The organism is Nocardia aurantiaca (assembly GCF_009708175.1).
In the GTDB taxonomy this organism is placed as follows: Bacteria; Actinomycetota; Actinomycetes; order Mycobacteriales; family Mycobacteriaceae; genus Nocardia; species Nocardia aurantiaca.
The window spans coordinates 158927-179237 of sequence record NZ_WMBB01000009.1; the positions used below are offsets into that span (position 1 = coordinate 158927).

A 20311-nucleotide genomic window follows, 5' to 3' on the forward strand; every position below is an offset into this window, starting at 1 on the left:
GTGGGAGGAAGGTTCTCGCGGCGCGACCGTAGAGACATGAACGTGCAGAATGCGGTGGTCGACGGGGCCGTGGCGGCACTGGTGATCGGGTGGATCATGTACCGGCAGACCCGGTGGCAGGAGCTCGACGCCAATCGGTTGTGGCGGGGGCCGATCATTCTCGGGCTGATCGGGTTCGTGCAGATGAAGTCCGTGGTCGCCGGCAGCGGGATCGGAGTGATGGCGGTGGCGCTGCTGGCCCTGTCGGCGCTGCTGGGGATCGGTATCGGCGTGGTGATGGGCCTGCTGTCGCAGGTGCGCGCCGGCGCTTCGGGATTGGAGGCGCGGACCGGGTGGGCCGGGACGCTGCTGTGGGTGGCGCTGCTGGCGGTGCGGATCGGCGTGGATGTGGTCGCGCACCTCAGCGGCGCGGTCGCCGTCACCTCCGTCGGGGCGATTCTGCTGGTCGTGGCACTCAACCGGGCCGGGCGGGCCCTGGTGCTGGCACGGCGTGCCGAGCAGTTGCGAATCGTTGCGGCACACTGAGAGCGATGTCGATCGTCGATCCACCCACGAGCCTGTCCAGGTTGTTGCGCCTGGTCGGGCTCGTGTCCGTGGTCTCCTCATCGGCGAGTGTGGAGCTGTTCCATCACCGGTGTGTAGCGGCGTTGGTGGTGCTGTCCTGGCTGGGATGGGCGGGGTGGGTGGTGATGCCCGCCCGCGAGTGGCGGCTGGAGCGAATCTGCCTGTGCGCCATGGCGATCGGCGGGGGACTGACCGTCGCTCAGTCACTCGGCTCCGGAATCACCGCGCTGGCCACGGTCTTCATCGCCCTGGGGCTGTTGAGTTCCCCGCTGTGGTTCGGCCTGATGATCGCGGCGTCCACCTCCGTGTTCATGTGCGTCTCGGTGCTGGTGGCGGGAGCGCGCCCGAAGGCGCTGCTGGGACTGCTGGTCGGGGTGGTCGTCGTGGGCATGGCGGGCTGGAGTCGCCGGCAGGCGCGGATCGGCGCCGAGCGCAATCGCGTGCTGGTGGAACAGAATCGGATCATTCGCGCCGAGCGGGACCGGGCCGCCGCCCTGGCCGAGCGCGGGCGCATCGCCCGCGACATGCACGACGTCCTGGCCCACACCCTGGGCGGTCTGGTGCTCCAGCTGGACGCGGCCGACGCGCTGCTCGAGGCCGGGGAGGTGGGCCAGGCCGCCGAACGGGTCAAGGCGTCCCATCGGCTGGCGGTGTCCGGCCTGGCCGATGCCCGGGACGTGGTGAGTACGCTGCGCTCGGGTGGCTTCGACACGGCGGCCGAGCTGCGCCGGATGGTCGATGAACATCGCGCCGCCGGTGGACAGGTGGCCGAACGGTTCGATGTCGCGGTGGATCCGGCCAACGAGCAGGCGGCGGTGGCCTTGACCCGGGCGGTGCAGGAGGCGCTCACCAATGCCCGCAAACACGCACCCGGGCAACCGGTTACGCTGACACTGCGCGAGGACGGCCGATCGATCGAAGCAATCGTTTCGAATCCGCTTGCGGCGCAACTGATGCCGCTCGGATGCTCGGGTTCGGGGGCGGGATTGCTGGGTATGCGCGAGCGGATCGAAGCGGCGGGCGGCACACTGGCCGCCGGGAAGGAGGGCGGTCGGTGGACGGTGCGAATCCTGCTGCCGGGGAGGTGATCACCGTGGTGGTGGCCGACGATCAGACCACGGTCCGAGACGGGCTCACCACGGTGTTGTCGCTGCTGCCCGATATACGGGTGGTGGGGGAGGCCCGCGACGGCGCGGAAGCGGTCGAGCTGGTACGGCAGACGAAACCCCGTGTGGTGCTGATGGATCTGCGCATGCCCGGCATCGACGGCGTGGCCGCGACCGCAGCCATTACCGCCCAGCATTCGAAGACCGCGGTGCTGGTGCTCACCACCTATGCCGATGACGCCTCGATCGCGGGCGCGCTGCGCGCGGGTGCGCGCGGCTATCTCACCAAGGACTCCGGGCGCGCCGAGATCGCGGCGGCCATTCGTTCCGTCGCCAGCGGGCACACCACCCTGGCCGCCGACGTGGGACGCCGTCTGCTCTCCGCCCTCGACGCACCGCCCGAACCGCCGGTCGACCTCACCGACCGCGAGCGAGACGTGCTGCGGCTGATGGCGCAGGGGCGCAACAACCCCGAGATCGCCAAGGAGCTGTTCATCGGCGTCAGCACGGTGAAGACGCACATCAACTCCCTGTTCGCCAAACTCGGTGTGCGCGATCGCGGGCAAGCCATCGCGTACGCACACCGGACCGGTCTGGCTCGCTGAGCACTGACTGCGAGGAAGTAGGCCGAGATTGAGGAACATATCTGGGTCTGTAGATATTGCGATCTGAGCATGGATTACCGCCATGTCGCCGTTGCCGGACGACTCGGCCTGCGTGGTCGACCGGACCGCTAGGAGGACGCATGCCCGAAACGGGCCTCGAAGGCGGCGCGATTGGCGGAGTCGGGGGAGCGGTCCCAGATGGCGAAGACGACGCGGTCGAAGGCGGCCCCGCGCACCCGGAGCGCACGGTCGAATGCTGCCGCAACCTCGTTCGGGTTATTGCGGAAGACGCCGCATCCCCAAGCCCCGAGGACCAATTCGCGCATGCCCTCATGGGCGGCGACGGCGAGCACGCGGTCGGCGCGTTCGGTGAGGATCTCGCGCACGTCGACCGGATGTCCCGAACGGTTCGCCAGCGCACCGGCATTCGGGGCGGGGGAGGTCAGGAACGAGGTGGTGAACGGGTGTGCGGTGAGCGTGCCGCGGTCGTCGCGGATGACCGGAACCTCGCGGGAGAAGATGACGCGATGGCTGTACCGCAGGTCGTCGGATGCGCGATGCGCCTCGTAATAGCGGGGCGTCTCCAGCAGGCAGCGGTACAGCAGGGCGCTGCGGCACAGGTCTTCCTCCTGGGCGCGCGCACCGCCGAGGTATCCACCGCCGGGGTTGCGGGCGGAGGCGAAATTCAAGACGGCGCTGGCCTTTCCGTTGTCGTCGTGCAGTCGGCGCGCCGCTTGCATACTGCCTTCGGCGGTGATTTCGAGGCGTCCGGTGAACGGTCCGCTGACCTTCGAAGACACCTCGTCCTCGGGCTCGAAGCAGTGTGTCGAGGCGCGTGCCGCGGACAGCGCGGCGCTGATGTCGATGATGGCCCCGTCGGCCGCGCGATAGGTGCCGCGGGCGGCGATCTGCTCGTTCTCGGCGGCGATTTGCTTTGGGCTGGTATTCATTTCACTGACCATACGGGCCGGGCTCGGCCGTGGCATCCCAATTTTAGTCATAGGCACCAATACTGGTCGGGCGCGGTGCGATTCGCTGGCTTGTCCGACCTCCCGCCTACGATGTCGCCATGACCGGCTCCCAGCGCTTGCGGATCGTCCCGTCGCAGTTCGCGGTGGATCATCTGCCGAATTCCACCTTCCCGGAGGACGATGACTGGATCGCCCTGGTGCGGGCGCCGGAGGGCCTCACCGTGATTCGCGAAGCGCCGGCGTGGGCCGAGGGTGAGACCTGGAGGGGCTTCTACGGCGTGGATGCGGGCAGTCCGAATGCGCCCGGCACGCTGTGCGCATTGATCGGGCCGCTCGCGGAGTCGTCCATCCCGGTGTTCGTCGCCTCCACCTTCCACGCGGATCTGGTGCTGGTACCCGCGCATCGGCTGGCGGAGGCGTCCGCGGTGCTCCGGGACGCGGGACATCGCATCGCGGACTGATTGCATGCGCGCGGGGAGGCGTCGAGACCGGGAAAGGGTCGGTCGGCGGGTCCTTCTCGATAGTGCGTGGGAGGGCTCCCGGGCGCACCAGATTACTGACTACGTACGCGAAACGTATATGTGGGCGTGACCCGGCGCGGCTCTCGAGTCCTCACCGGCGATGCCCTACGATCGGGTGCGCACCAGGACAGTGGCCCGGCACGCGATGCGGAATCGGCTGAGTCGTGAGGTGAGGAGACGTCGGACGTGAGTGCGCGAGGCTTCGGAGATTTGGAAGCGGTTGTCATCGAACGTATCTGGGACCGCCCCGAGAAGACGACGGTCCGGCAATTGTTCGACGAGTTGGCTGCCGAACGTGGCATCGCGTATACCACCGTCATGTCCACAATGGACAATTTGCATCGCAAGGGCTGGCTGGACCGGGAACGCATCGGCAAGGCGTATCGATATTGGGCCACTCTGAGCCGCGAGGAATACAGCGCCCGCCTCATGCGGGAGGCGCTGGGCAGCGGCGGCCGTTCGGACCTGGTGCTCGCGCACTTCGTGGAGCAGATGAGCGCCGAGGAGTCCGAGGGCCTGCGGGCGGCCCTGCGTAAACTCTCGCGCTCCAGACGGCGCTGACCGAACCGGCCTGCGCGCCAACGCTGTTCCGGCTGCCAGGGCCGGATCAGCTGACCGGCGGCGCACGCGGGGAAGCAGTGTGGCCTCGGCCGTGGTCGGTCGGCGTGGAAGTGCGGAAAGAATCAGCAGGTCCTGTCGGACGGTGGCACGGCTCCGCGAGCAGGCCCGACCCCCGTTGTCAGCAGGGCCAGGGCCGCGGCCTCGATCGCCGACTCGTCCAGCAGCACCGTGGACGCCGCCGGACCCAGCGGCACGAAACTGTCAGCGCTGGTGACGCGGGCGAGGCGACCGTCGAAACCGGCATCGAGCAGCACCGCGGACACCGCCTCGGAAACGCCTCCGCTGCGGCGGGTTTCGTCGGCGATGAGGACCCGGCCGGTGGCGCGCGCATGGTCGAGCAGATCCGGGACCGGCAGCGGCGCCAGCCAGCGCAGGTCCAGCACCCGCGCGTGAACGCCGCGCGCGGCCAGCCGCCGCGCCACCCGCAGGCTCATCGGCACGCCATTGGCGAAGCTCACGATCGTCAGATCCGAGCCGGTGCCGTGCGCGCGGGCACGGCCGATCTCGGCATGCGGCACAGCGGAAATCGGGGCCAGCCAGCCGCCGTCCCCGTCGTGGTGCAGGTCCCGAGTGTGATAGAGCGCGATCGGCTCGAGAAACACGCACACCCGCCCGTCCACTCGCGCCGCCGACACACACGTGCGCAGCATGGCCGCCGCGTCATCGGCTCGCGCCGGGGCCGCGATCACCAGTCCGGGGATATCCCGCAGCGCCGCAAGGGAATTGTCATTGTGGAAATGCCCCCCGAACCCCTTCTGATAAGCCAGCCCCGCGATCCGCGCCACCACCGGATTGCGATACCGGCCGCCGGAGAAGAACGACAACGTCGCCGCCTCCCCGCGCAGCTGATCCTCGGCATTGTGCACATACGCCAGATATTGGATCTCCGGAATCGGCACGAACCCTGCCAGCCCCGCCCCCAGTGCGGTCCCCAGCACGCTCTGCTCATCCAACAGCGTGTCGAAAACCCTTCGCACCCCGAATTTCTGCTGCAATCCCTTGGTCACGCCGTACACCCCGCCCTTGCGCCCCACATCCTCCCCGAAGACCAGCACATCGGGATCCCGTTCGAGCAGCTGCGCCAGCGTCTGATTGACGGCCTGGGCCAGAGTGAGCGGTTCGCCCGAGGCCGCATCCGGGGGAACGGACCAGTTCGCCGGGGATGACTGAGAAACCGACCGGGATCCGGGAATGGCATCCGCCGCGAGCGCAGCGGATGCAGGAGCCGGCTGAGTGGCCCCGGCTGGCTCGGAGGTGTCCGGCGGCACGGTCAGCGCCGGGGACGCCGTCGCCTCCGGAACACGCTGCGCGGAATCGGGGCTACCCGCGTGCGCCGTGGTGGCGCCGAGGGGAGGGGACATGGGTCCGGTGCGCAGGGCGTCGATGCGCACCAATGCGGAACGGGCAGGTGCGAGTGGAGCCATCACCTCGGCGGCGGAGCCCAATTTCGGTTCGTGCCGGGCGGTTTCGGCGGCCTCGGCGACCTGTTCGGCGATCTCGTCGTAGCGGCTGATGATCGCCTCGGGGGTGGCGACACCGGTGGTGACGAGCAGGCGGCCGGTGGCGGTCACCGGGTCGCGGCGCAGGTCGGCGGCGATGTCGGCGGGGCGGCGGTAGGCCGATTCCACATCCGAGCCCGCGTGGCCGAGCAGTCGGACCGTGCGTAGCCGCAGGAAGGCTGGTTTCCGTTGTGCGCGTACGTAATCCGCGGCTGCTGTCGCCGTCGCGAGCGCCGCGGGCAGGTCCGCGCCGTCGGCGTCGAAATAGGCCAGCCCGGGTCTGGATCCGTAGGCCTGCTCGATCCACGTGCGCGGGGTGGGCACGCTGATGCCCAGGCCATTGTCCTCGCACACGAACAGGATCGGCATCGGCACGCCCTGGTGAGCGGTGTGGATCGCGGCATTGATGGCCCCGGCCGCGGTCGAATGATTGGCCGAGGCGTCGCCGAAACTGCACACCACCACCGAATCCCGGGGCCACTCCGTTTCCAGTCGCAGCTGGGTGGCGCGCTCCAGGGCGAAGGCCAACCCGACCGCGCGCGGCAGATGCGAGGCGATGGTGGAGGTCTGCGGAATGATGTGGGCGGGCTTGTTGCCGAAAACCTTGTGCCGCCCACCGGAAATCGGGTCTGTGGCCGCCGCCGCGACGCCCCGCATCACATCGAGGATCGGATCCAGGCCGGGTACCTGCCGGGCCCGGTGCACGAAGAACGCACCCGAGCGGTAGTGCAGCAGCGCCGGATCGGTGACCCGCAGGGCCGCCGCCACCGCCACATTGCTCTCGTGCCCGGAGGATCCGATGCTGTAGTAGCCGTGCCCTTCCCGTGTCAGCCGCCGCGCGGCCAGATCGAGATGCCGGGAGGCGGCCTGGGCGTGGAACAACTCCAGGCAGCGTTCACCTGTCAGTCCGGTGGCGTCGATCGGTTCCTGCTGTGCGCGAGCCGGACCCGGCGTCGTCGCGGCCACCTCCGCGCGAAACCACCGATCCAGATCAACGTCCCGGTCGTTGATGATGCCCTCCCGTATGGTCCATATGTCGCGCACGCGGGGTTCAGCGCAGATGCGAAGTGGCGTCGTCGCGGCAACTTCCGATCCATCGGCCAGTCCGTTCAGGGTTGCCGCGCGTCGGACCGGTACCGCACACTCTTCCACCATTTCGCGGATCCGTGTGGAAATATTCCCGGTGAAGTCGCTGACCGATTGACGGATTTCCATGGCCCAGCGTCAGCCCGGCCACGCATCCTTGTCCATCATGTCGGCGATCAATGCCGCGATATTCCAGGCATCATCTCCACCGCGATGGTGCGTCCCCTCCAATGGCAACCCGGCCAGCCGCAGCGCACCCGCCATCCCGTATCGGCGCGTGGTCTCGCGTGCCGCGGAGAAGGCGAGTTTGGCATTGGTATGCCTGCTGCCGAACGGATACCGCACCCCGGTCCCCTCGCACTGCGCAAGAAACTGCTTACGGTCGTAGTCACCCCAACTCGCCCACGCCCGCGAATCCGCATGGAACTCGGTCCGCAACAACGTACACGCCTCATCGAAGCCGATCCCCTCCGCCACCTGCTCGGGCGTGAGAGTGGTCAGCCGCGTACAGAACTCACTGACACTCGAGCGCTCCGGCCGCACCAGAATGCTGTGCTTGCTCACCCGCTCCCGCTTCACGACATCGAGCACGCACATCCCGATCTCGATGATCTCATTCGGCTGCCCCGGCGGATTGGGCCCTTCCCAACAGGTGGCCTCCACATCCACCACATTCAGATATCTGTCGTTCATGTGACCGGACGCTAGCGCGGGGATAGCATCCGGCGACAACGATTTTCGGCCGGGGTCAGCTCGGGCCGGCTCCATGCCGGCCATTCATGCTGAGGTCAGGGGTGTGGTCGAGGAACATTTCGAAGGTGGTCCTGTGGTCTTCGGCATTGGGCGGTGTGCCGGGGGGCGAGGCCGTGATGCTTCGGACAGGTTCTGGGCCAGGCCCCTCACGACGGATTGCACGGTCTCGCCGTGGGGCGGCGCATCCCGCAGGGTGACCGACGCGACGGCTGGATCCCGCGAATATCCGGCCCCGGAACCGTTCTCACTCCGCGCGCAGCTCGAGCCCCGTGTTGTTGCCCGTATTGCGGATTGTCAGTTCGTCGGAATCGATGGTGGCCTTGGTCTTTCCGTCCAGCGCCTGCAGGACCTGCCGCTCGACCTCCATGACCTGCGAGTCGCACATCATGCGGGTGGTGGCGATCTGGAAGGTGACGTCGTCGCCGTCGATCTGGGCGGACCCGGTGACGGTGTTGCAGCCCGCGCTGCCGGAGACCTTGCCGTCGGGGGTGATGGTGAGGGCTGGACGGACCTCGTCGAGGGTGGTCGAACGGACCTCGGCGTCCGGGCGCAGGAGTGCGGTGACGATCCAGGTGGTGCCGGTCAGGGGCTTGTCCGGGTGGGCAACCTTGCGGTCGAGCATGGTCACGGTGGAGCCGTTGCCCTTCAGGGTGAGAGTGTCGCCGACCAGTGTCCAGTTCGGCTGGGAGCGCAGCAGGCCGTCCTGCCAGTTGTCGGTGCCCGCGACATCGTCGGGGCACACCGTGAGAGTGCTCGCCATCTCACCGACCTGGAGGGTGTTTCCTTGCAGGTCAACCGGTCCGGTGGCGGTATTGCAGCCGGAGGTGGCCGAGACGCGCCCGTCGGCGAAGGTCAGGGTCAGTGGCCCACCGCCCGGGATCGGGGTGCCGGCCACGGCGGTCGAGACGAACGAGCGGCCCATGAGCGAGGCGGAGGGGATGTCGTTGCCGTCGCCGCTGGACGAGCATCCGGCGGCGGCCACGGCGGTTGCGAGCAAAACCCATATGCGAATTGCTGGCATATGTCCGATCGTACGACGATCGCACGGGCATCCTCGGCGCGGATGCGAGCCGCTGCCCGATCGCATTCACGAATACGCCGATCACGCCCGGGGCCAGAATGCCGGAATGCAGGCGGAATGTCGTGGGGGTAGCTCGCCGCGGCATGCCGCAGAACACGGTGTACGCCTGTGCCACTTTCCGTTGATACAAACCCGCTGGACTTGTTAGAGATGCCGGCGACCGGGTAAGCGCTCGACAGGAGGTGTAAAGAAATGGTTGCTCTGCTACTTGTGCTCCTGCTTGCTCTGATTCTGTTCGGAGCGGGCTTCGCACTGAAAGCGCTGTGGTGGGTCGCGATCGCCGTCCTGGTGATCTGGGCGCTCGGATTCGTTTTCCGTACCGCCGATACCGCCGGGACCCGCGGCCGCTGGTACCGGTGGTGAGGTCGAACGCCCCGATACTCAACAGAATTCGACCGACGACCAGCGCACACGGATGTGTCCATGCGATTGCCGCAGACCTGATGCGTGCGGCGTCGAGGAACCCGCGTTCAGGTAGTTTCGGTCGCTGATCCCGGACCCCGCGAACCGATGTTCGCGGGGTCCGCTGCAGCTACCAGCGTGGGGACATCATGAACCGGTCCCGCAACCGAAGGGGCTCACCCTACGCGGTGTGCAGGGCTTTCGGCGACAGGGTCGTGGGCCGGCTGACGTCATTGTCATCGTCTCTTTCTGGACCTCGTTGTCCGCGAAGAGGCCCGACCGGCGGTCCACGACGAAATCGATCAGAACATTGCCGCTCACCCGGTCCGGCGCATGCCGAGCGCCATCGAGCCCAGCCCGAACAGCAAGGCCACCGCACCGGCCACTACGTTGCTCCAGATCGTCGCGGTATGGGCGACATCGCCGCTGACCACCCAGGGGGCGATGATCGTCCATACGCCGATCAGCGGAGCGACCCAGACGATGCCGTGGATCCGCCCGTACATCGAGGCGCACCCCAGTGCCAGCACCGCCAGGGTGATCCCGACGATCAGGTTGTTCACGGTCAAGGTCGGGAACCGGGTGAATCCAACTACCCATGCGGAGATCGCGATGTAGAGCCCGGTCAGGAACATCAGGCCGGTGACTGCTTGGGCGGCCGGTTCCATCGCGGCGAGTTCGTACTTCTCATGCTTGGCCCGCAACTCCACGATGTCGGGATGCAAGCTCATGTTCATGGCCTCAGTAGCCATGTCTTCCACCACCCTTCGGACGCACAGTGAAGGCACTCGAACCGGGCGGCTGCGATCGGTCACCGCGTGAGGCGGAACCGGTCGGGGATCACCGCCGGTTCATATGTCATGGTGTGATAATATCATGCTGTGATGTATGAGTCGATGTCATCACCCGAACTCACCGACCAGGAGTATTCGACTCTGTTGGTGTTCCGTGCCGAACTGCGCCGGTTCTTGCGCTGGAGTGAGCAGCGGGCGGGCGATGTGGGACTCACTGCCGCCCAGCACCAACTGCTGCTGGCGATCCGAGGCCATCTCGACCCGGGCGGGCCCAGCATCGGCGAGATCGCGGAGTATCTGTGCGCCCGGCACCACAGCGTGGTGCAACTGATCGATCGCACCGAGCAACTCGGCCTCGTCGCCCGCAATCGGGAGGAGGGCAAGGACCGCCGCGTCGTCCGCCTCACGCTGACCGAGGCGGGCGAGCAAACACTCGCCCTGCTCAGCGCCACGCATGTGGAAGAACTTCGGCGACTGACCCCCCTCGTCGATGTGCTGGCCGACCTGATCGCCATGCCGCGGGCACGATAGCCACACCCTCCCCACATCCTTCGTGCGCGGAGTCTTTCAACGACCCGATGCGGACACCGCCGTGCTGCGCCTCGTCGCGGACATGCCGGCGGTTCACTCCTGGCGCACTCGCCCCGAACGCCGCCGTGAGCAACGACCGGTGGCACGGCAAGTCGCTGCGCGGCGGCGGAAAGCGGAAGCGCGACACCGACGATCTGGTCTGTGCGCGTCGCACACCGTAAGCCCTGCCGGGCCCCGAAGAGCGTGCCCGGCAGGGCTTTTCACGCGAGTACGGCTCAGCTGCCGTAGACCTGGCTGGAATTGAAGGAGAACTGGTGCCCCATCGAGGTGCACTGCACCGCGCCGCGGTAGCCCTGAGCGCACGTCGCGCCCGCGTAACTGATGCTCGCCGGGGTCCACACATCACCGCTGAACGGCAGCGTCTGATTGCCGCCGGGCTGGGTGTGGCTGCTGCCGCCGGCCCATTCCGGATGGGCGGGCCAGGCGGCGTTGTCGATGATCACGGCCGGGGCGTACGGCACCGGGTAGGCCTGGCCATTGGGTCCTGACAGCGACACGTACGTCACCGCGGCCGCCGGGTTGATGTCGCAGCCGGCGACGCCATTGGCGGCGATGGAACAGTTGAAGCCGCCGATGTTGAAGAAGGCGGTGTCACCGACGAGGAAGCCCGAGAGGTCGGTGGGGTCGGCGGAAGCGATACCCGTGCTGAGGAACAGGGCGCTCCCGGCCGCGGCGGCGAGCAGGACAGATCGAGCTTTCAACGTCATGGATCATCTCCCTGAGTGAACGACCTTCGTTAGCTGATCATGTGCTATTCGTATCAAGACTGATCAGCGGATGTTACAGATCGTTCGCTCGTCCCAGCGTGACGGCAGCGAGTGACGAAGCCCGGTCGGGCTGCTCGACATCGGTCGGGGGGACGTGACCCACGTCCGCATGATCGCGATCTCCCGAACCTCGTCTCGGAAAGCTGTTCATCGCAAGCGGTTCCACCGCCATCGCGATAATCTCGGCCGTGCCCGCCCGGAGCCGCGAACGCCGCGATCCCCCAAAAGCATTGTCAGCGGCTTTCATTCCACTCACGTTCGCTGAACAAGCGTCTCCCGGCACCGATCCTGGACCTCCGGACCGCGCTCGGGCATACTACCGGGACACGATTGTTTACCGGCGCCCCTGCCCATCCGACGTGGCTGTGGAGTAGTGGATTCCGCGGGCCTCGGCGACCGCTGGTCCACCGCCGGTCCCGCCGTTGTCGCCGTTGTCGCCGCAGCCGTCGCCGGTTCCGTTGGGGTCGTCGCACCCGCTATTGCCCCCGCCGTTATCCCCGCAGTTATCGTTGTCGCAGCCGCGCGGCGGGACCGGCGGAGGTGGCGCGGGTGCAGGGGCGGCCTCGTGACCAGCCCACCCCCCAGGCCGATCGACCTGCACCACATCGGGCGCTGCGCTGGGCGCGGCCACGGCCGGAACCGCCGCCATCGTGGGGACTGCCATCGCTACGCCCGCCAGCACGACCATGGTGAACAGCGGGCGCGTGGCACGTCGGTAAGTCTCGTTGGTCATCATCATTGCCTTCCGAACCGGGTGAACCGACTGGTACGCCTTTACGCCTTATCGAATTCGTCACCTCGCATGTCTCGTACGCGTAACGACTACTCGTCGCGACCATCCGGGTTTGCGGTGCGGTCGATGGTGAATCCCGCTTCAGCAGGGCGTGATCCGAGCAAGCCGATCTGCTGGCCGGCCTCGGCGAGACCATCGTCTTTCCGACCCGATGCGGCGACCTCATCTGGTTTGTCGCCGTCGCGGCCCCCGATCCGGCAGCCGCGCCCCGCACTCTCGTTACCGGCTGCGAACGGTTTCAGCATGTCTGGGAGTGCCTTCCATGAGATGGCCCTATCTGCGATCTCCCTGTACCGAATCCTACTCAGGTGATCAACAGCGGAGAATAGCGCTTCGGTGGCGATACTCGTTCCATTGCTACACGGTTGCTGCAGGAGGATCGCGATCGGGTTCGGATCCGCCTGTGAACGCAATAATCGATCTTGTTCCACATCTGGCAGCCCGGAACGTGGCAGGGCGTGCGGTGTCAGATCACGTGCCACTTTTTTGCGGGACACGGCGGGCCGTGCTGTGACATGCTGGGGCGCAACGGATCGGGAGCCCGCAACCAGGGGGCTCTGCGAAAGCCGCCCTGACGACCGCATACACTTCACCGTATGCGGATGTTCCTGGATATCCTCCTCGTTATCACCAGCGTGCTGCTGGTGCTGCTGGTGCTGCTGCACCGGGCCAAGGGCGGAGGTCTGTCCAGCCTCTTCGGCGGTGGCGTGCAGTCGAGCTTGTCGGGATCCACCGTTGTCGAGAAGAACCTCGATCGCATCACGATTTTCCTCGGGGTGATCTGGCTGATCTCCATCCTCGGCATCGGCCTGGAAATCAAGTTCTCCTAGCCCCCAAGGTCATGAAATCGCCCGGGCGCCCCATCAGGTGCCCGGGCGATTCGTCGTGCACGGCAGAATCACTTCGGATGACGCTGCACGGGCGACAGATTCGCGAGGGCGGCGCTGAGCGCCCGGCGGGCGTCGGCGCGGCTGATGGGGGTGTCGTCGTCCAGGGCGGCCAGCTCGATGGTGAGGAAGTCGCGGATCAGGTCTGACATGCTCACGCCACGGTGGTCGGCCTCGGCGCGGATGCGCCGGTCCATGGCGTAGGGGAGCCGGACCGTGCGCAGCACCGTGACGGGGGTGTCGGGGCCGGGGAGGTCGGGTTCGGGAGCGTCCTCGTCGAAGGTGAGGCTGTCGAGGAAGTCCCGGGCTTCGTCGGCCGTGTGGGGATAGCCCTTGTCCGGATAGTCACTCATGGTCCGCCTCCCATTGTTCGAACTGGGCGAGAAGCCGTCCGGTCAGCGGCCGGACGCCGATGACCTGCTGGTCCCACTGCGACAGCGGACGCACCACCACCGCCAGCGGCTGCCCGGCGCCGCTGCGGCCGATGATCATGAGAGCGGGTAACCCACCCGTTCCGCGCACCGGTCGCGGCCAGCGCCGACCGGGGCCGGTCAGGACCCGCATGATCTCTTCGGGCGCGATGCCGAGCCGGGCCGCGACGTCGAGGGCCCACTCGGGAATCTCATATCCCACGGCCGCATAATACGATCGTAAAACAGCTGGTCGCCACCTGTCGAGCAAGGCTTCGCGGACAGAGTGGCGCATCGGTGGCAAGGTGCTCATCGCGGCCATGGTCGCGGCAACGGCCCCGCGAGACGTCGTGACCGGCGCCGTCATGGAGGCGGGCGTGGACAGCGCCCGAGGCGCCCGGCTGATCCGAACCCGGAAGTTCGCCCAGCCGAGCGCCCACGGGGACCTCAGGCGAGGCCCAGTCGCTCCTGCGCGATGACCCGAATCGCCTTCTTGTCCAGCTTACCGAGCCCGGTCAGCGGCAGTTCCTCGATCACCACCACGTGCTTGGGGACCTGCACCGAACCCTTGCGCTGCTTGACCGCGGCCTGGATCTCGGCGGTGACCACCTCGACCGCGGCCGGATCGGCGGCGGTGGCCGGGTCGAGCACGAGCACAGCGGTGACGGCCTCGCCCCAATGCGCGTCCGGCACACCGACAACCGCGACGGTGAGCACCTTCGGGTGTTCGGAGACAACGTCTTCCACTTCGCGCGGGAACACATTGAACCCGCCGGTGACGACCATGTCCTTGGAACGTCCGACGATGAACAGGAACTCGTCCTCGTCCTGCCGCGCCAGATCGCCCGTGCGCAGCCAGCCGTTCTTGAACGTGTCGGCGGTAACCTCCGGCAGATTCAGATAGCCCGCGGCCAGCAGCGGCCCGGAGACACAGATTTCGCCGACCTCGCCCAGCGCGACCGGCTTGTCCTCGCTGTCCAGCAGCGCTACCCGGATGGCGGTCGAGGGCCGCCCGCAGGAGGTGAGCCGCTGCTTGTCGTGCTCGTCCTTGCCCAGATAGCTGATCGCCATCGGCGCCTCGGACTGCCCGAAGTACTGGGCGAAGATCGGCCCGAAGCGATCGATGGCCTCCTGCAACCGATTCGGGTCGATCGCGGACGCGCCGTAATACACCGTCTCCAGCGAGGACAGATCTCGAGTCTTGGAATCCGGGTGGTCGAGCAGCGCATACAGCATGGACGGCACCAGCATGGTCGCCGAGATCCGGTGCTCCTCGATGGCGCGCAGCACTTCACCGGCGTCGAAGCGTGGCAGCACCACGCACTGCCCGCCCAGCAGCACGACCGGCAGGAAGAAGGCCGCGCCCGCGTGCGAGAGGGGTGTGCAGATCAGGAACTTGGGATGCTTGGGCCACTCCCATTCCGAAAGTTGGATCTGCGTCATGGTGTTCATGGTCAGCGCGGTGCCGACCACACCCTTGGGCTTGCCGGTGGTGCCACCGGTGTAGCTGATGGAGATGACGTCGTCGGGCAGCAGCTCCACCGCCTGCACCGGACGCGGCTGAAACTTGTCGGCCGTCGCCAGCAGATCCACGCCGACATCGGCGAGCTGCTCGGGCACCGGGCCCAGCACCAGGATCTTGGTCAACGTCGGCACCCTGTCGACCAGTTCGCGGGCACGCTGAACGAACGCGGGCACCGGATCCAGGATGAGCGTCGAAATGCCCGCGTCGGCAAGCACATACGCGTGATCGTCCAGACCGCCGATAGGGTGCAGGGCGGTGCGCCGCGAGCCCACGATCTGGCCCGCGCCGATGGTGAACAGCACCTCGGGCCGGTTCAGCGCCAGCACGCCGACCGGGGTGCCGGTGGTGACGCCGTGCTCGGCGAAGGCGTCGATGTAGCGGCTGATGGCGTCGAGCACCTCACCGCCGGTGAGGATGTGGTCGCCGAGGGTGAGCACCGGGCGGTTGCGGTGCCGCTTCAGCCCGGCCACCAGGGCGTGGCCGTTGTGCACGGGCAGCCGCAGCAAGGTGTCGGGATCGAGTGTTCTCATGGGTGTTTCAACTCCGTCCGATGGTCACGCCGTGTGGGCCGCGTACAGGGTGACGACCACCGCGCCGCCCAGGCCCAGATTGTGCGCCAGCGCGGTACGCGCGCCCGCGACCTGCCGCTCGCCCGCGAGTCCGCGCAGCTGCCAGCTCAATTCGGTGCACTGGGCCAGCCCGGTCGCGCCCAGCGGGTGTCCCTTGGAGATCAACCCGCCCGACGGGTTGACCACCCAGGTGCCGCCGTAGGTGGTCGCGCCCGACTCCACCAGCGCACCGGATTCGCCCTCACCGCACAGGCCCAGCGCCTCGTAGGTGATGAGCTCATTGATGGAGAAGCAGTCGTGCAGCTCGATCACATCCACATCGTGGACGCCGATTCCGGCGCGGGCGAACACCTTTCCGGCCGCTGCCCGGGTCATGGGCGCACCCACCACATCGATCATGGAGCCGGTGGAGAAGGCGGTGTTGTCATCGGTGGCCAGTTCCTGGGCCAGGATCTCGATGGCCTGCCCCTCGAGGCCGTTGGCCTTGACGAACTCCTCGCTCACCACGACCGCCGCGGCCGCGCCGTCGGACATGGGCGAGCACTGGGAGCGGGTCAGCGGGCCGTGCACCGGTTTGTCGCCCAGCACCTGCTCGAGGGTGTAGGCATCCTGGAACTGCGCCAACGGGTTCCGGGTGGAGTGCTCGTGGTTCTTGACCGCGACCGCCGCCAGCTGCTCGGGCGTGGTGCCGTAGCGCTTCATGTGCTCGAGGGCGGCGTTGCCGAAGAACTGGGTGGTGATCGGCGCCGTGGAGAACTCGAAGTGCTCCTTGTTCACCTTCAGGTGCGCGTCGACCGTGGTGACCTTCGGCTTGGTGGCCGGACCGGCCATGGCCTCCTTGGTCATCTGCTCGAAGCCGACGGCGAGGGCCACATCGGTGATACCCGAGGCCACCCACTCGCGGGCGAACATGAGCGCGGTGGATCCGGTGGCGCAGTTGTTGTTCACATTGACGATCGGGATGCCGGTCAGGCCGATGTCGTAGAGGGCGCGCTGTCCGGCGGCCGACGGCTGGAAGACATAGCCGACCGCGGCGCGCTGCACCTGGTCATAGGTGACGCCCGCGTCCTTCAGCGCGCCGTTCACGGCCTCGGCGACCATTTCGGGGTAGGTCCACTCGCGGGAACCGATCTTGACGAACGGCGTCATGTTCACGCCGACGACGAAAACGCGTCGCATAGGGTTGTGCACTCCTCTTCTCCTGGAACGGATGTCGTGATGTCTAGTCGGCGCGCGGAACGCGGCCGTCGAGGTCGGTGAAGCCGTACGCCTCGGCGAGGTCGGCGACCTTCCAGGCTTTTCCGTTGCGCGCCAGGCGATCCGGATCCGCCACGAGGGCGACCACGGCGCGCCCGGCGAAGTGCGGGGTCTCGGCCTGGTCGAGGTCGAAGGTGCCCTCACCGGGAAGGGTGACCAGGCGGCGGCCCTGATCATCGGCCGGAACCAGCTGCAGCAGTTCGGTATTCACGATTCCGGGCCAGATCGAGACCGCGGTCGCGCCGGTGCCCTCGAGATCGTGCGCCATCTCGGCGGTGAGCCGGTCCACGGCGGCCTTGCCGACGCCGTAGACCGCATTGTGCATCTGCCGGACCGCGCCGGGGGAGGACACGCTCACGATCAGGCCCTGCGACTCGATGAGCAGTGGCGCGGCGAAAACGCTTGCCACGTAGTGGGATCGGACACCGATGTCGAAGCCCTCGTCCCAGGCCTTCGGCGGCACGTCCCAGAACTTGCGGCCGATCCAGCGCACCGACGCGGGGGAGTTGTAGACATTGTTGACCAGCACGTCGAGCCGGCCCTGCTCGTCGCGCACCTGCGTGAACAGCTTCTCCACCGCGGCGTCGTCGCGGTGATCGCAGATCGCCGGCACCCCGACCCCGCCCATGCCGTCGATCTCGGCGGCGGTCCCGGCCACGGTGCCCGGCAGGTGCCCGGCCGTGACGGTGCGCCCGGTGACGTACACGGTCGCCCCGGCCGCGCCCAGCTCCAGGGCGATGCCCTTGCCGATGCCGCGGCTGGCCCCGGTCACCACCGCGACCTTTCCGGCGAGAATCTTGGGTATTTCGCTCACGACCTCTGGACATTACCTTGAAATAGGAACGTGTTCTAGAAATTGGAGGCGGAGTGGAACTGACGCATCGGACGATCGACACCGGGGAGATCCGCATGCACGTCGCGGATCGGGGCGAGGGCTTCCCGGTCGTGTTCTGTCACGGGTTCCCGCACACCTGGTTCATGTGGCACCGCCAGCTCGATGCCGTCGCCGCCGCCGGCTACCGGGCCCTCGCCCCCGACCTGCGCGGATACGGTCGCACCGAGGCGCCCGCCAACGTGGAGGCTTACACCAACGCCGCCGTCATCGGCGACCTCATGGCCCTGCTCGACGACATCGGCGCGGAGCAGGCCGCCTTCGTCGGCCTCGACTTCGGCGCGCAGCTGGTGTGGGAACTGACCCTGCGCGCCCCCGAACGGGTGGCCGCGGCCATCGTCCTGAACAACCCGTTCGCCCCCCGGCCACCCCGCGCTCCCTCCGCCTTCTGGACCAAGGCGGCCGAGCGCCACTTCCTGCACCTGTCCTATTTCCAGACCCCCGGCATCGCCGACGCCGAACTGGCCGCCGACCCGCGCGGCTTTCTGGCTCGCGTCTACTACTCCCTCTCCGGCGACTACCACTACCTCGACACCTGGAAGAACCCGCCCGGCCTCGGCTACCTCGACGTCCTCCCGCAGGCTTCCGCCCTGCCCTGGTCCTGGTTGTCGGAGGCCGAATTCGACACCCTGGTCCAGGATTTCGAACGCACCGGCTTCACCGGCGGCCTCAACTGGTACCGCAACCTGGACCGCAACTGGGAACTCACCGCGGCCTACGCCGACGCGAAAGTGGAAGTCCCCACCTTCTTCCTCTACGGCCAGAACGACCCCGATATGGAAGGTTTCAGCGGCCGCGACCCCCTGGCCACCCTCCGTGCCAACGTCCTCGACCTCCGTGAGGTCGTCGAGGTCCCCGCCGCCGGCCACCTCGTTCAACTCGAACGCCCCGATGCCGTCAATGCCTTCCTGCTCGACGCATTGAAGAGCCTCGACCTTCGCGCGTAGTCGAAATCACTTGGTGGCGCGTCAATTCCCGCCGGGCCACCAGGTGTATTCGTGTCGGATCGGCGGCAATCCTCCGATTCGGTCAGAATGCGGAGCGCGAACGCCCGCGGTGGCCGTTTCCCGTGCCCGAGGGATCGAGTCGCGAATCCTCCTGTTCGTTCGTCCAGTTAGGGGGTACCGTCGGGCGAAGTCGGGTGCACGATTGTCGATGAGGAGGCTCGGTCCATGGCTTTGCGAGTTCACGCCTTCACCGATGACGCCCTGGGAGATCACGACGGGGTGGGGATCGCCGAGCTGATCCGGCGTGGGGAGCTCAGTGTCGCCGAGGTGGCGAAGGCGGCTCAGGAGCGGGCGGCGCGGGTGAATCCGGCGTTGAACGCGGTTGTGGCGGAGGCGGATACGCCGCTGGCGTCGGCGGATCGGGATGCCTTGCTATATGGTGTGCCGACCTTCGTGAAGGACAATACCGATCTGGCCGGGCTGCCCACGCAGCATGGCAGTGCGGCCTGGCGGGCGCGGCCCGCGAAAGCCGACGGCCCCTTCGCGAAACAGTTCCTGAGCACCGGGATGACCGTGCTCGGCAAGACCACGCTGCCCGAATTCGGGCTGAACGCGACTACCGAATTCGTTGCCGCCGAGCCGACTCGCAATCCGTGGGACACCGGGTTCTCTTCGGGGGCATCCTCGGGCGGATCGGCCGCCTTCGTGGCGGCGGGCGTGGTTCCGATCGCGCACGGCAATGACGGTGGCGGCTCGATTCGCATTCCCGCGGCCTGCTGCGGACTGGTCGGGTTGAAGCCGACGCGGGGCCGCCACATCGACGGCCCGCAGGCCCGCTCCATGCCGATCAACCTGGTGTCGGAGGGCGTGCTCACCCGCACGGTTCGGGACACCGCCACGTATTTCGCAGCGGCCGAACGCTTCTGGCGCAACCCGGCGCTGCCGCCGGTCGGCCTGGTCGAGGGTCCCGCACAGCGGCGGCTGCGGATCGGTGTGCTCAGCGAACCCATCACGGGAGCCGCCCTCGACCCGCAGATCCGGGGCGTCCTCGACGACACCATCGCGCTGCTCGAGAGCCTCGGCCACGAGGTTCGGCCCATTGCCTATCCGGTGGATCGCGGCTTCGCCGAGGACTTCGCCACCTACTGGGCGATGCTGGCGTTCCTGCTCGGTGTCACCGGCAAGCTCACCCTCGATCGCGCCTTCGATGCGGCCCGTTTGGACCCGTTCACGCGCGGCCTGGCCGCCCGCTTCCGTGGCTCCATCCTGCGCTCACCCGGGGTGCTGTACCGGCTTTCGCGGATCGGGCACGTGTACGCGGAGTCCTTCCGGGATGTCGAACTCGTGGTGTCCCCGGTACTGGCGAGCCTCACCCCGCGTCTGGGTTACCTCAGCCCCGACCAGCCCTTCGACGAGGTCTTCGACCGCCTGCTGTCCTACGTCACCTACACACCGCTGGCGAATGTGGCGGGCGCCCCGGCTCTTTCGCTTCCAATGGGTGCGTCGGACACCGGCCTGCCGATCGGCGTGATGTTCTCCGCCGCCCACGGCGACGAGCGCACCCTCCTCGAACTCGCCTACGCCCTCGAGTCCGCCCGCCCCTTCCGCCGCATCCAGCGATGACGGGCATGCACCGGTGCGCATGAGCGCCGAGAAGGTTTGTGCGCCAG

General features: G+C 67.6%; 22 protein-coding genes. 10 read left to right on the plus strand and 12 right to left on the minus strand.

Going from position 1 to position 20311, the window contains the following annotated elements:
- Nucleotides 1-36: 36 nt before the first annotated feature.
- Genes GLP40_RS20225 through GLP40_RS20235 form a run of 3 tightly spaced genes read left to right on the plus strand, consistent with a single transcriptional unit; the run spans nt 37 to nt 2275 of the window.
- Nucleotides 37-525 carry a hypothetical protein gene (locus GLP40_RS20225; RefSeq protein WP_154789520.1) on the plus strand — a complete coding sequence of 163 codons (489 nt, stop codon included), beginning with the start codon at nt 37-39 and terminating at the stop codon, nt 523-525.
- Nucleotides 526-530: 5 nt separating this feature from the next.
- On the plus strand, nt 531-1652 hold the full coding sequence (locus tag GLP40_RS33930; RefSeq protein ID WP_154789521.1) for a sensor histidine kinase: 1122 nt from the start codon (nt 531-533) through the stop codon (nt 1650-1652).
- Nucleotides 1619-2275: a response regulator transcription factor gene (locus tag GLP40_RS20235; RefSeq protein WP_328290435.1), complete on the plus strand. Its 657-nt coding sequence runs from the start codon at nt 1619-1621 to the stop codon at nt 2273-2275. The genes GLP40_RS33930 and GLP40_RS20235 overlap by 34 nt, the downstream gene beginning before the upstream one ends.
- 128 nt (nt 2276-2403) lie before the next feature.
- Here the strand turns inward: GLP40_RS20235 and GLP40_RS20240 are convergent, their stop codons facing one another.
- Complete coding sequence (locus tag GLP40_RS20240; RefSeq protein ID WP_154789523.1) at nt 2404-3225, minus strand: TIGR02452 family protein; 822 nt, start codon at nt 3223-3225, stop codon at nt 2404-2406.
- Nucleotides 3226-3344: 119 nt separating this feature from the next.
- On the opposite strand from GLP40_RS20240, the gene GLP40_RS20245 reads away from it, so the two are divergent.
- Both GLP40_RS20245 and GLP40_RS20250 read left to right on the plus strand, forming a co-directional pair.
- Nucleotides 3345-3707 (plus strand): ACT domain-containing protein, encoded by a 363-nt coding sequence (locus GLP40_RS20245; RefSeq protein WP_154789524.1) that lies wholly within the window; start codon nt 3345-3347, stop codon nt 3705-3707.
- A 246-nt stretch (nt 3708-3953) separates the two neighbouring features.
- Complete coding sequence (locus GLP40_RS20250; protein WP_328290436.1) at nt 3954-4328, plus strand: BlaI/MecI/CopY family transcriptional regulator; 375 nt, start codon at nt 3954-3956, stop codon at nt 4326-4328.
- 122 nt (nt 4329-4450) lie between these two features.
- Here GLP40_RS20250 and GLP40_RS33935 read toward each other — a convergent pair whose 3' ends face one another.
- From GLP40_RS33935 to GLP40_RS20270, 3 genes are all read right to left on the minus strand, one after another.
- Entirely contained in the window at nt 4451-6931 is a 2481-nt protein-coding gene (locus GLP40_RS33935) for a thiamine pyrophosphate-dependent enzyme (RefSeq protein WP_407671635.1), read from the minus strand.
- Between the two features lie 180 nt (nt 6932-7111).
- Entirely contained in the window at nt 7112-7666 is a 555-nt protein-coding gene (locus tag GLP40_RS20265) for a 3'-5' exonuclease (RefSeq protein WP_154789525.1), read from the minus strand.
- Nucleotides 7667-7970: 304 nt separating this feature from the next.
- Nucleotides 7971-8723, minus strand: a complete 753-nt coding sequence (locus GLP40_RS20270) for an META domain-containing protein (RefSeq protein WP_230329747.1) — start codon at nt 8721-8723, stop codon at nt 7971-7973.
- A 276-nt stretch (nt 8724-8999) separates the two neighbouring features.
- On the opposite strand from GLP40_RS20270, the gene GLP40_RS20275 reads away from it, so the two are divergent.
- Nucleotides 9000-9170, plus strand: a complete 171-nt coding sequence (locus tag GLP40_RS20275; protein WP_154789527.1) for a hydrophobic protein — start codon at nt 9000-9002, stop codon at nt 9168-9170.
- A 356-nt stretch (nt 9171-9526) separates the two neighbouring features.
- Here the strand turns inward: GLP40_RS20275 and GLP40_RS20280 are convergent, their stop codons facing one another.
- A complete protein-coding gene (locus GLP40_RS20280) occupies nt 9527-9961 on the minus strand; it encodes an SPW repeat protein (protein WP_154789528.1) in 435 nt (144 codons plus the stop codon).
- A 132-nt stretch (nt 9962-10093) separates the two neighbouring features.
- Here GLP40_RS20280 and GLP40_RS20285 point away from each other — a divergent pair, with 132 nt between their 5' ends.
- Nucleotides 10094-10534, plus strand: coding sequence for a MarR family winged helix-turn-helix transcriptional regulator (locus GLP40_RS20285; RefSeq protein WP_230329748.1), 441 nt, complete (start codon nt 10094-10096; stop codon nt 10532-10534).
- A 275-nt stretch (nt 10535-10809) separates the two neighbouring features.
- Here the strand turns inward: GLP40_RS20285 and GLP40_RS20290 are convergent, their stop codons facing one another.
- Both GLP40_RS20290 and GLP40_RS20295 read right to left on the minus strand, forming a co-directional pair.
- Nucleotides 10810-11301, minus strand: coding sequence for a hypothetical protein (locus tag GLP40_RS20290; RefSeq protein WP_154789529.1), 492 nt, complete (start codon nt 11299-11301; stop codon nt 10810-10812).
- 882 nt (nt 11302-12183) lie between these two features.
- Nucleotides 12184-12399 carry a hypothetical protein gene (locus tag GLP40_RS20295; protein WP_154789530.1) on the minus strand — a complete coding sequence of 72 codons (216 nt, stop codon included), beginning with the start codon at nt 12397-12399 and terminating at the stop codon, nt 12184-12186.
- Between the two features lie 351 nt (nt 12400-12750).
- Here GLP40_RS20295 and secG point away from each other — a divergent pair, with 351 nt between their 5' ends.
- Nucleotides 12751-12984 (plus strand): preprotein translocase subunit SecG, encoded by a 234-nt coding sequence (secG, locus tag GLP40_RS20300; protein WP_154789531.1) that lies wholly within the window; start codon nt 12751-12753, stop codon nt 12982-12984.
- A 68-nt stretch (nt 12985-13052) separates the two neighbouring features.
- Here secG and GLP40_RS20305 read toward each other — a convergent pair whose 3' ends face one another.
- From GLP40_RS20305 to GLP40_RS20325, 5 genes are all read right to left on the minus strand, one after another.
- The gene (locus GLP40_RS20305; protein WP_154789532.1) at nt 13053-13394 is read right to left on the minus strand and encodes a ribbon-helix-helix protein, CopG family; all 342 of its coding nucleotides are present in this window, start codon (nt 13392-13394) and stop codon (nt 13053-13055) included.
- Nucleotides 13387-13674: a hypothetical protein gene (locus GLP40_RS20310; protein WP_154789533.1), complete on the minus strand. Its 288-nt coding sequence runs from the start codon at nt 13672-13674 to the stop codon at nt 13387-13389. The genes GLP40_RS20305 and GLP40_RS20310 overlap by 8 nt, the downstream gene beginning before the upstream one ends.
- A 224-nt stretch (nt 13675-13898) precedes the next feature.
- Complete coding sequence (gene fadD8, locus GLP40_RS20315) at nt 13899-15506, minus strand: fatty-acid--CoA ligase FadD8 (RefSeq protein WP_154789534.1); 1608 nt, start codon at nt 15504-15506, stop codon at nt 13899-13901.
- 24 nt (nt 15507-15530) lie between these two features.
- Nucleotides 15531-16724, minus strand: coding sequence for a thiolase C-terminal domain-containing protein (locus GLP40_RS20320; RefSeq protein WP_154789535.1), 1194 nt, complete (start codon nt 16722-16724; stop codon nt 15531-15533).
- Nucleotides 16725-16767: 43 nt separating this feature from the next.
- Nucleotides 16768-17616 carry an SDR family NAD(P)-dependent oxidoreductase gene (locus GLP40_RS20325; protein ID WP_328290437.1) on the minus strand — a complete coding sequence of 283 codons (849 nt, stop codon included), beginning with the start codon at nt 17614-17616 and terminating at the stop codon, nt 16768-16770.
- Nucleotides 17617-17669: 53 nt separating this feature from the next.
- On the opposite strand from GLP40_RS20325, the gene GLP40_RS20330 reads away from it, so the two are divergent.
- Nucleotides 17670-18641: an alpha/beta fold hydrolase gene (locus tag GLP40_RS20330; RefSeq protein ID WP_328290438.1), complete on the plus strand. Its 972-nt coding sequence runs from the start codon at nt 17670-17672 to the stop codon at nt 18639-18641.
- A gap of 225 nt (nt 18642-18866) precedes the next feature.
- Nucleotides 18867-20264 carry an amidase gene (locus GLP40_RS20335; RefSeq protein WP_154789536.1) on the plus strand — a complete coding sequence of 466 codons (1398 nt, stop codon included), beginning with the start codon at nt 18867-18869 and terminating at the stop codon, nt 20262-20264.
- The last annotated feature ends 47 nt before the right edge of the window (nt 20265-20311 follow it).

Excerpts from the sequence above, each read along its gene's own strand:
- GLP40_RS33930 (WP_154789521.1), top strand. The coding sequence starts at position 531 with ATGTCGATCGTCGATCCACCCACGAGCCTGTCCAGGTTGTTGCGCCTG.
- GLP40_RS20305 (WP_154789532.1), bottom strand. The coding sequence starts at position 13,394 with ATGAGTGACTATCCGGACAAGGGCTATCCCCACACGGCCGACGAAGCC.
- secG (WP_154789531.1), top strand. The coding sequence starts at position 12,751 with ATGCGGATGTTCCTGGATATCCTCCTCGTTATCACCAGCGTGCTGCTG.
- GLP40_RS20275 (WP_154789527.1), top strand. The coding sequence starts at position 9,000 with ATGGTTGCTCTGCTACTTGTGCTCCTGCTTGCTCTGATTCTGTTCGGA.
- GLP40_RS20225 (WP_154789520.1), top strand. The coding sequence starts at position 37 with ATGAACGTGCAGAATGCGGTGGTCGACGGGGCCGTGGCGGCACTGGTG.
- GLP40_RS20285 (WP_230329748.1), top strand. The coding sequence starts at position 10,094 with ATGTATGAGTCGATGTCATCACCCGAACTCACCGACCAGGAGTATTCG.
- GLP40_RS20320 (WP_154789535.1), bottom strand. The coding sequence starts at position 16,724 with ATGCGACGCGTTTTCGTCGTCGGCGTGAACATGACGCCGTTCGTCAAG.
- GLP40_RS20295 (WP_154789530.1), bottom strand. The coding sequence starts at position 12,399 with ATGCTGAAACCGTTCGCAGCCGGTAACGAGAGTGCGGGGCGCGGCTGC.
- fadD8 (WP_154789534.1), bottom strand. The coding sequence starts at position 15,506 with ATGAGAACACTCGATCCCGACACCTTGCTGCGGCTGCCCGTGCACAAC.
- GLP40_RS20240 (WP_154789523.1), bottom strand. The coding sequence starts at position 3,225 with ATGAATACCAGCCCAAAGCAAATCGCCGCCGAGAACGAGCAGATCGCC.
- GLP40_RS20290 (WP_154789529.1), bottom strand. The coding sequence starts at position 11,301 with ATGACGTTGAAAGCTCGATCTGTCCTGCTCGCCGCCGCGGCCGGGAGC.
- GLP40_RS20280 (WP_154789528.1), bottom strand. The coding sequence starts at position 9,961 with ATGGCTACTGAGGCCATGAACATGAGCTTGCATCCCGACATCGTGGAG.
- GLP40_RS20335 (WP_154789536.1), top strand. The coding sequence starts at position 18,867 with ATGGCTTTGCGAGTTCACGCCTTCACCGATGACGCCCTGGGAGATCAC.
- GLP40_RS20265 (WP_154789525.1), bottom strand. The coding sequence starts at position 7,666 with ATGAACGACAGATATCTGAATGTGGTGGATGTGGAGGCCACCTGTTGG.
- GLP40_RS20245 (WP_154789524.1), top strand. The coding sequence starts at position 3,345 with ATGACCGGCTCCCAGCGCTTGCGGATCGTCCCGTCGCAGTTCGCGGTG.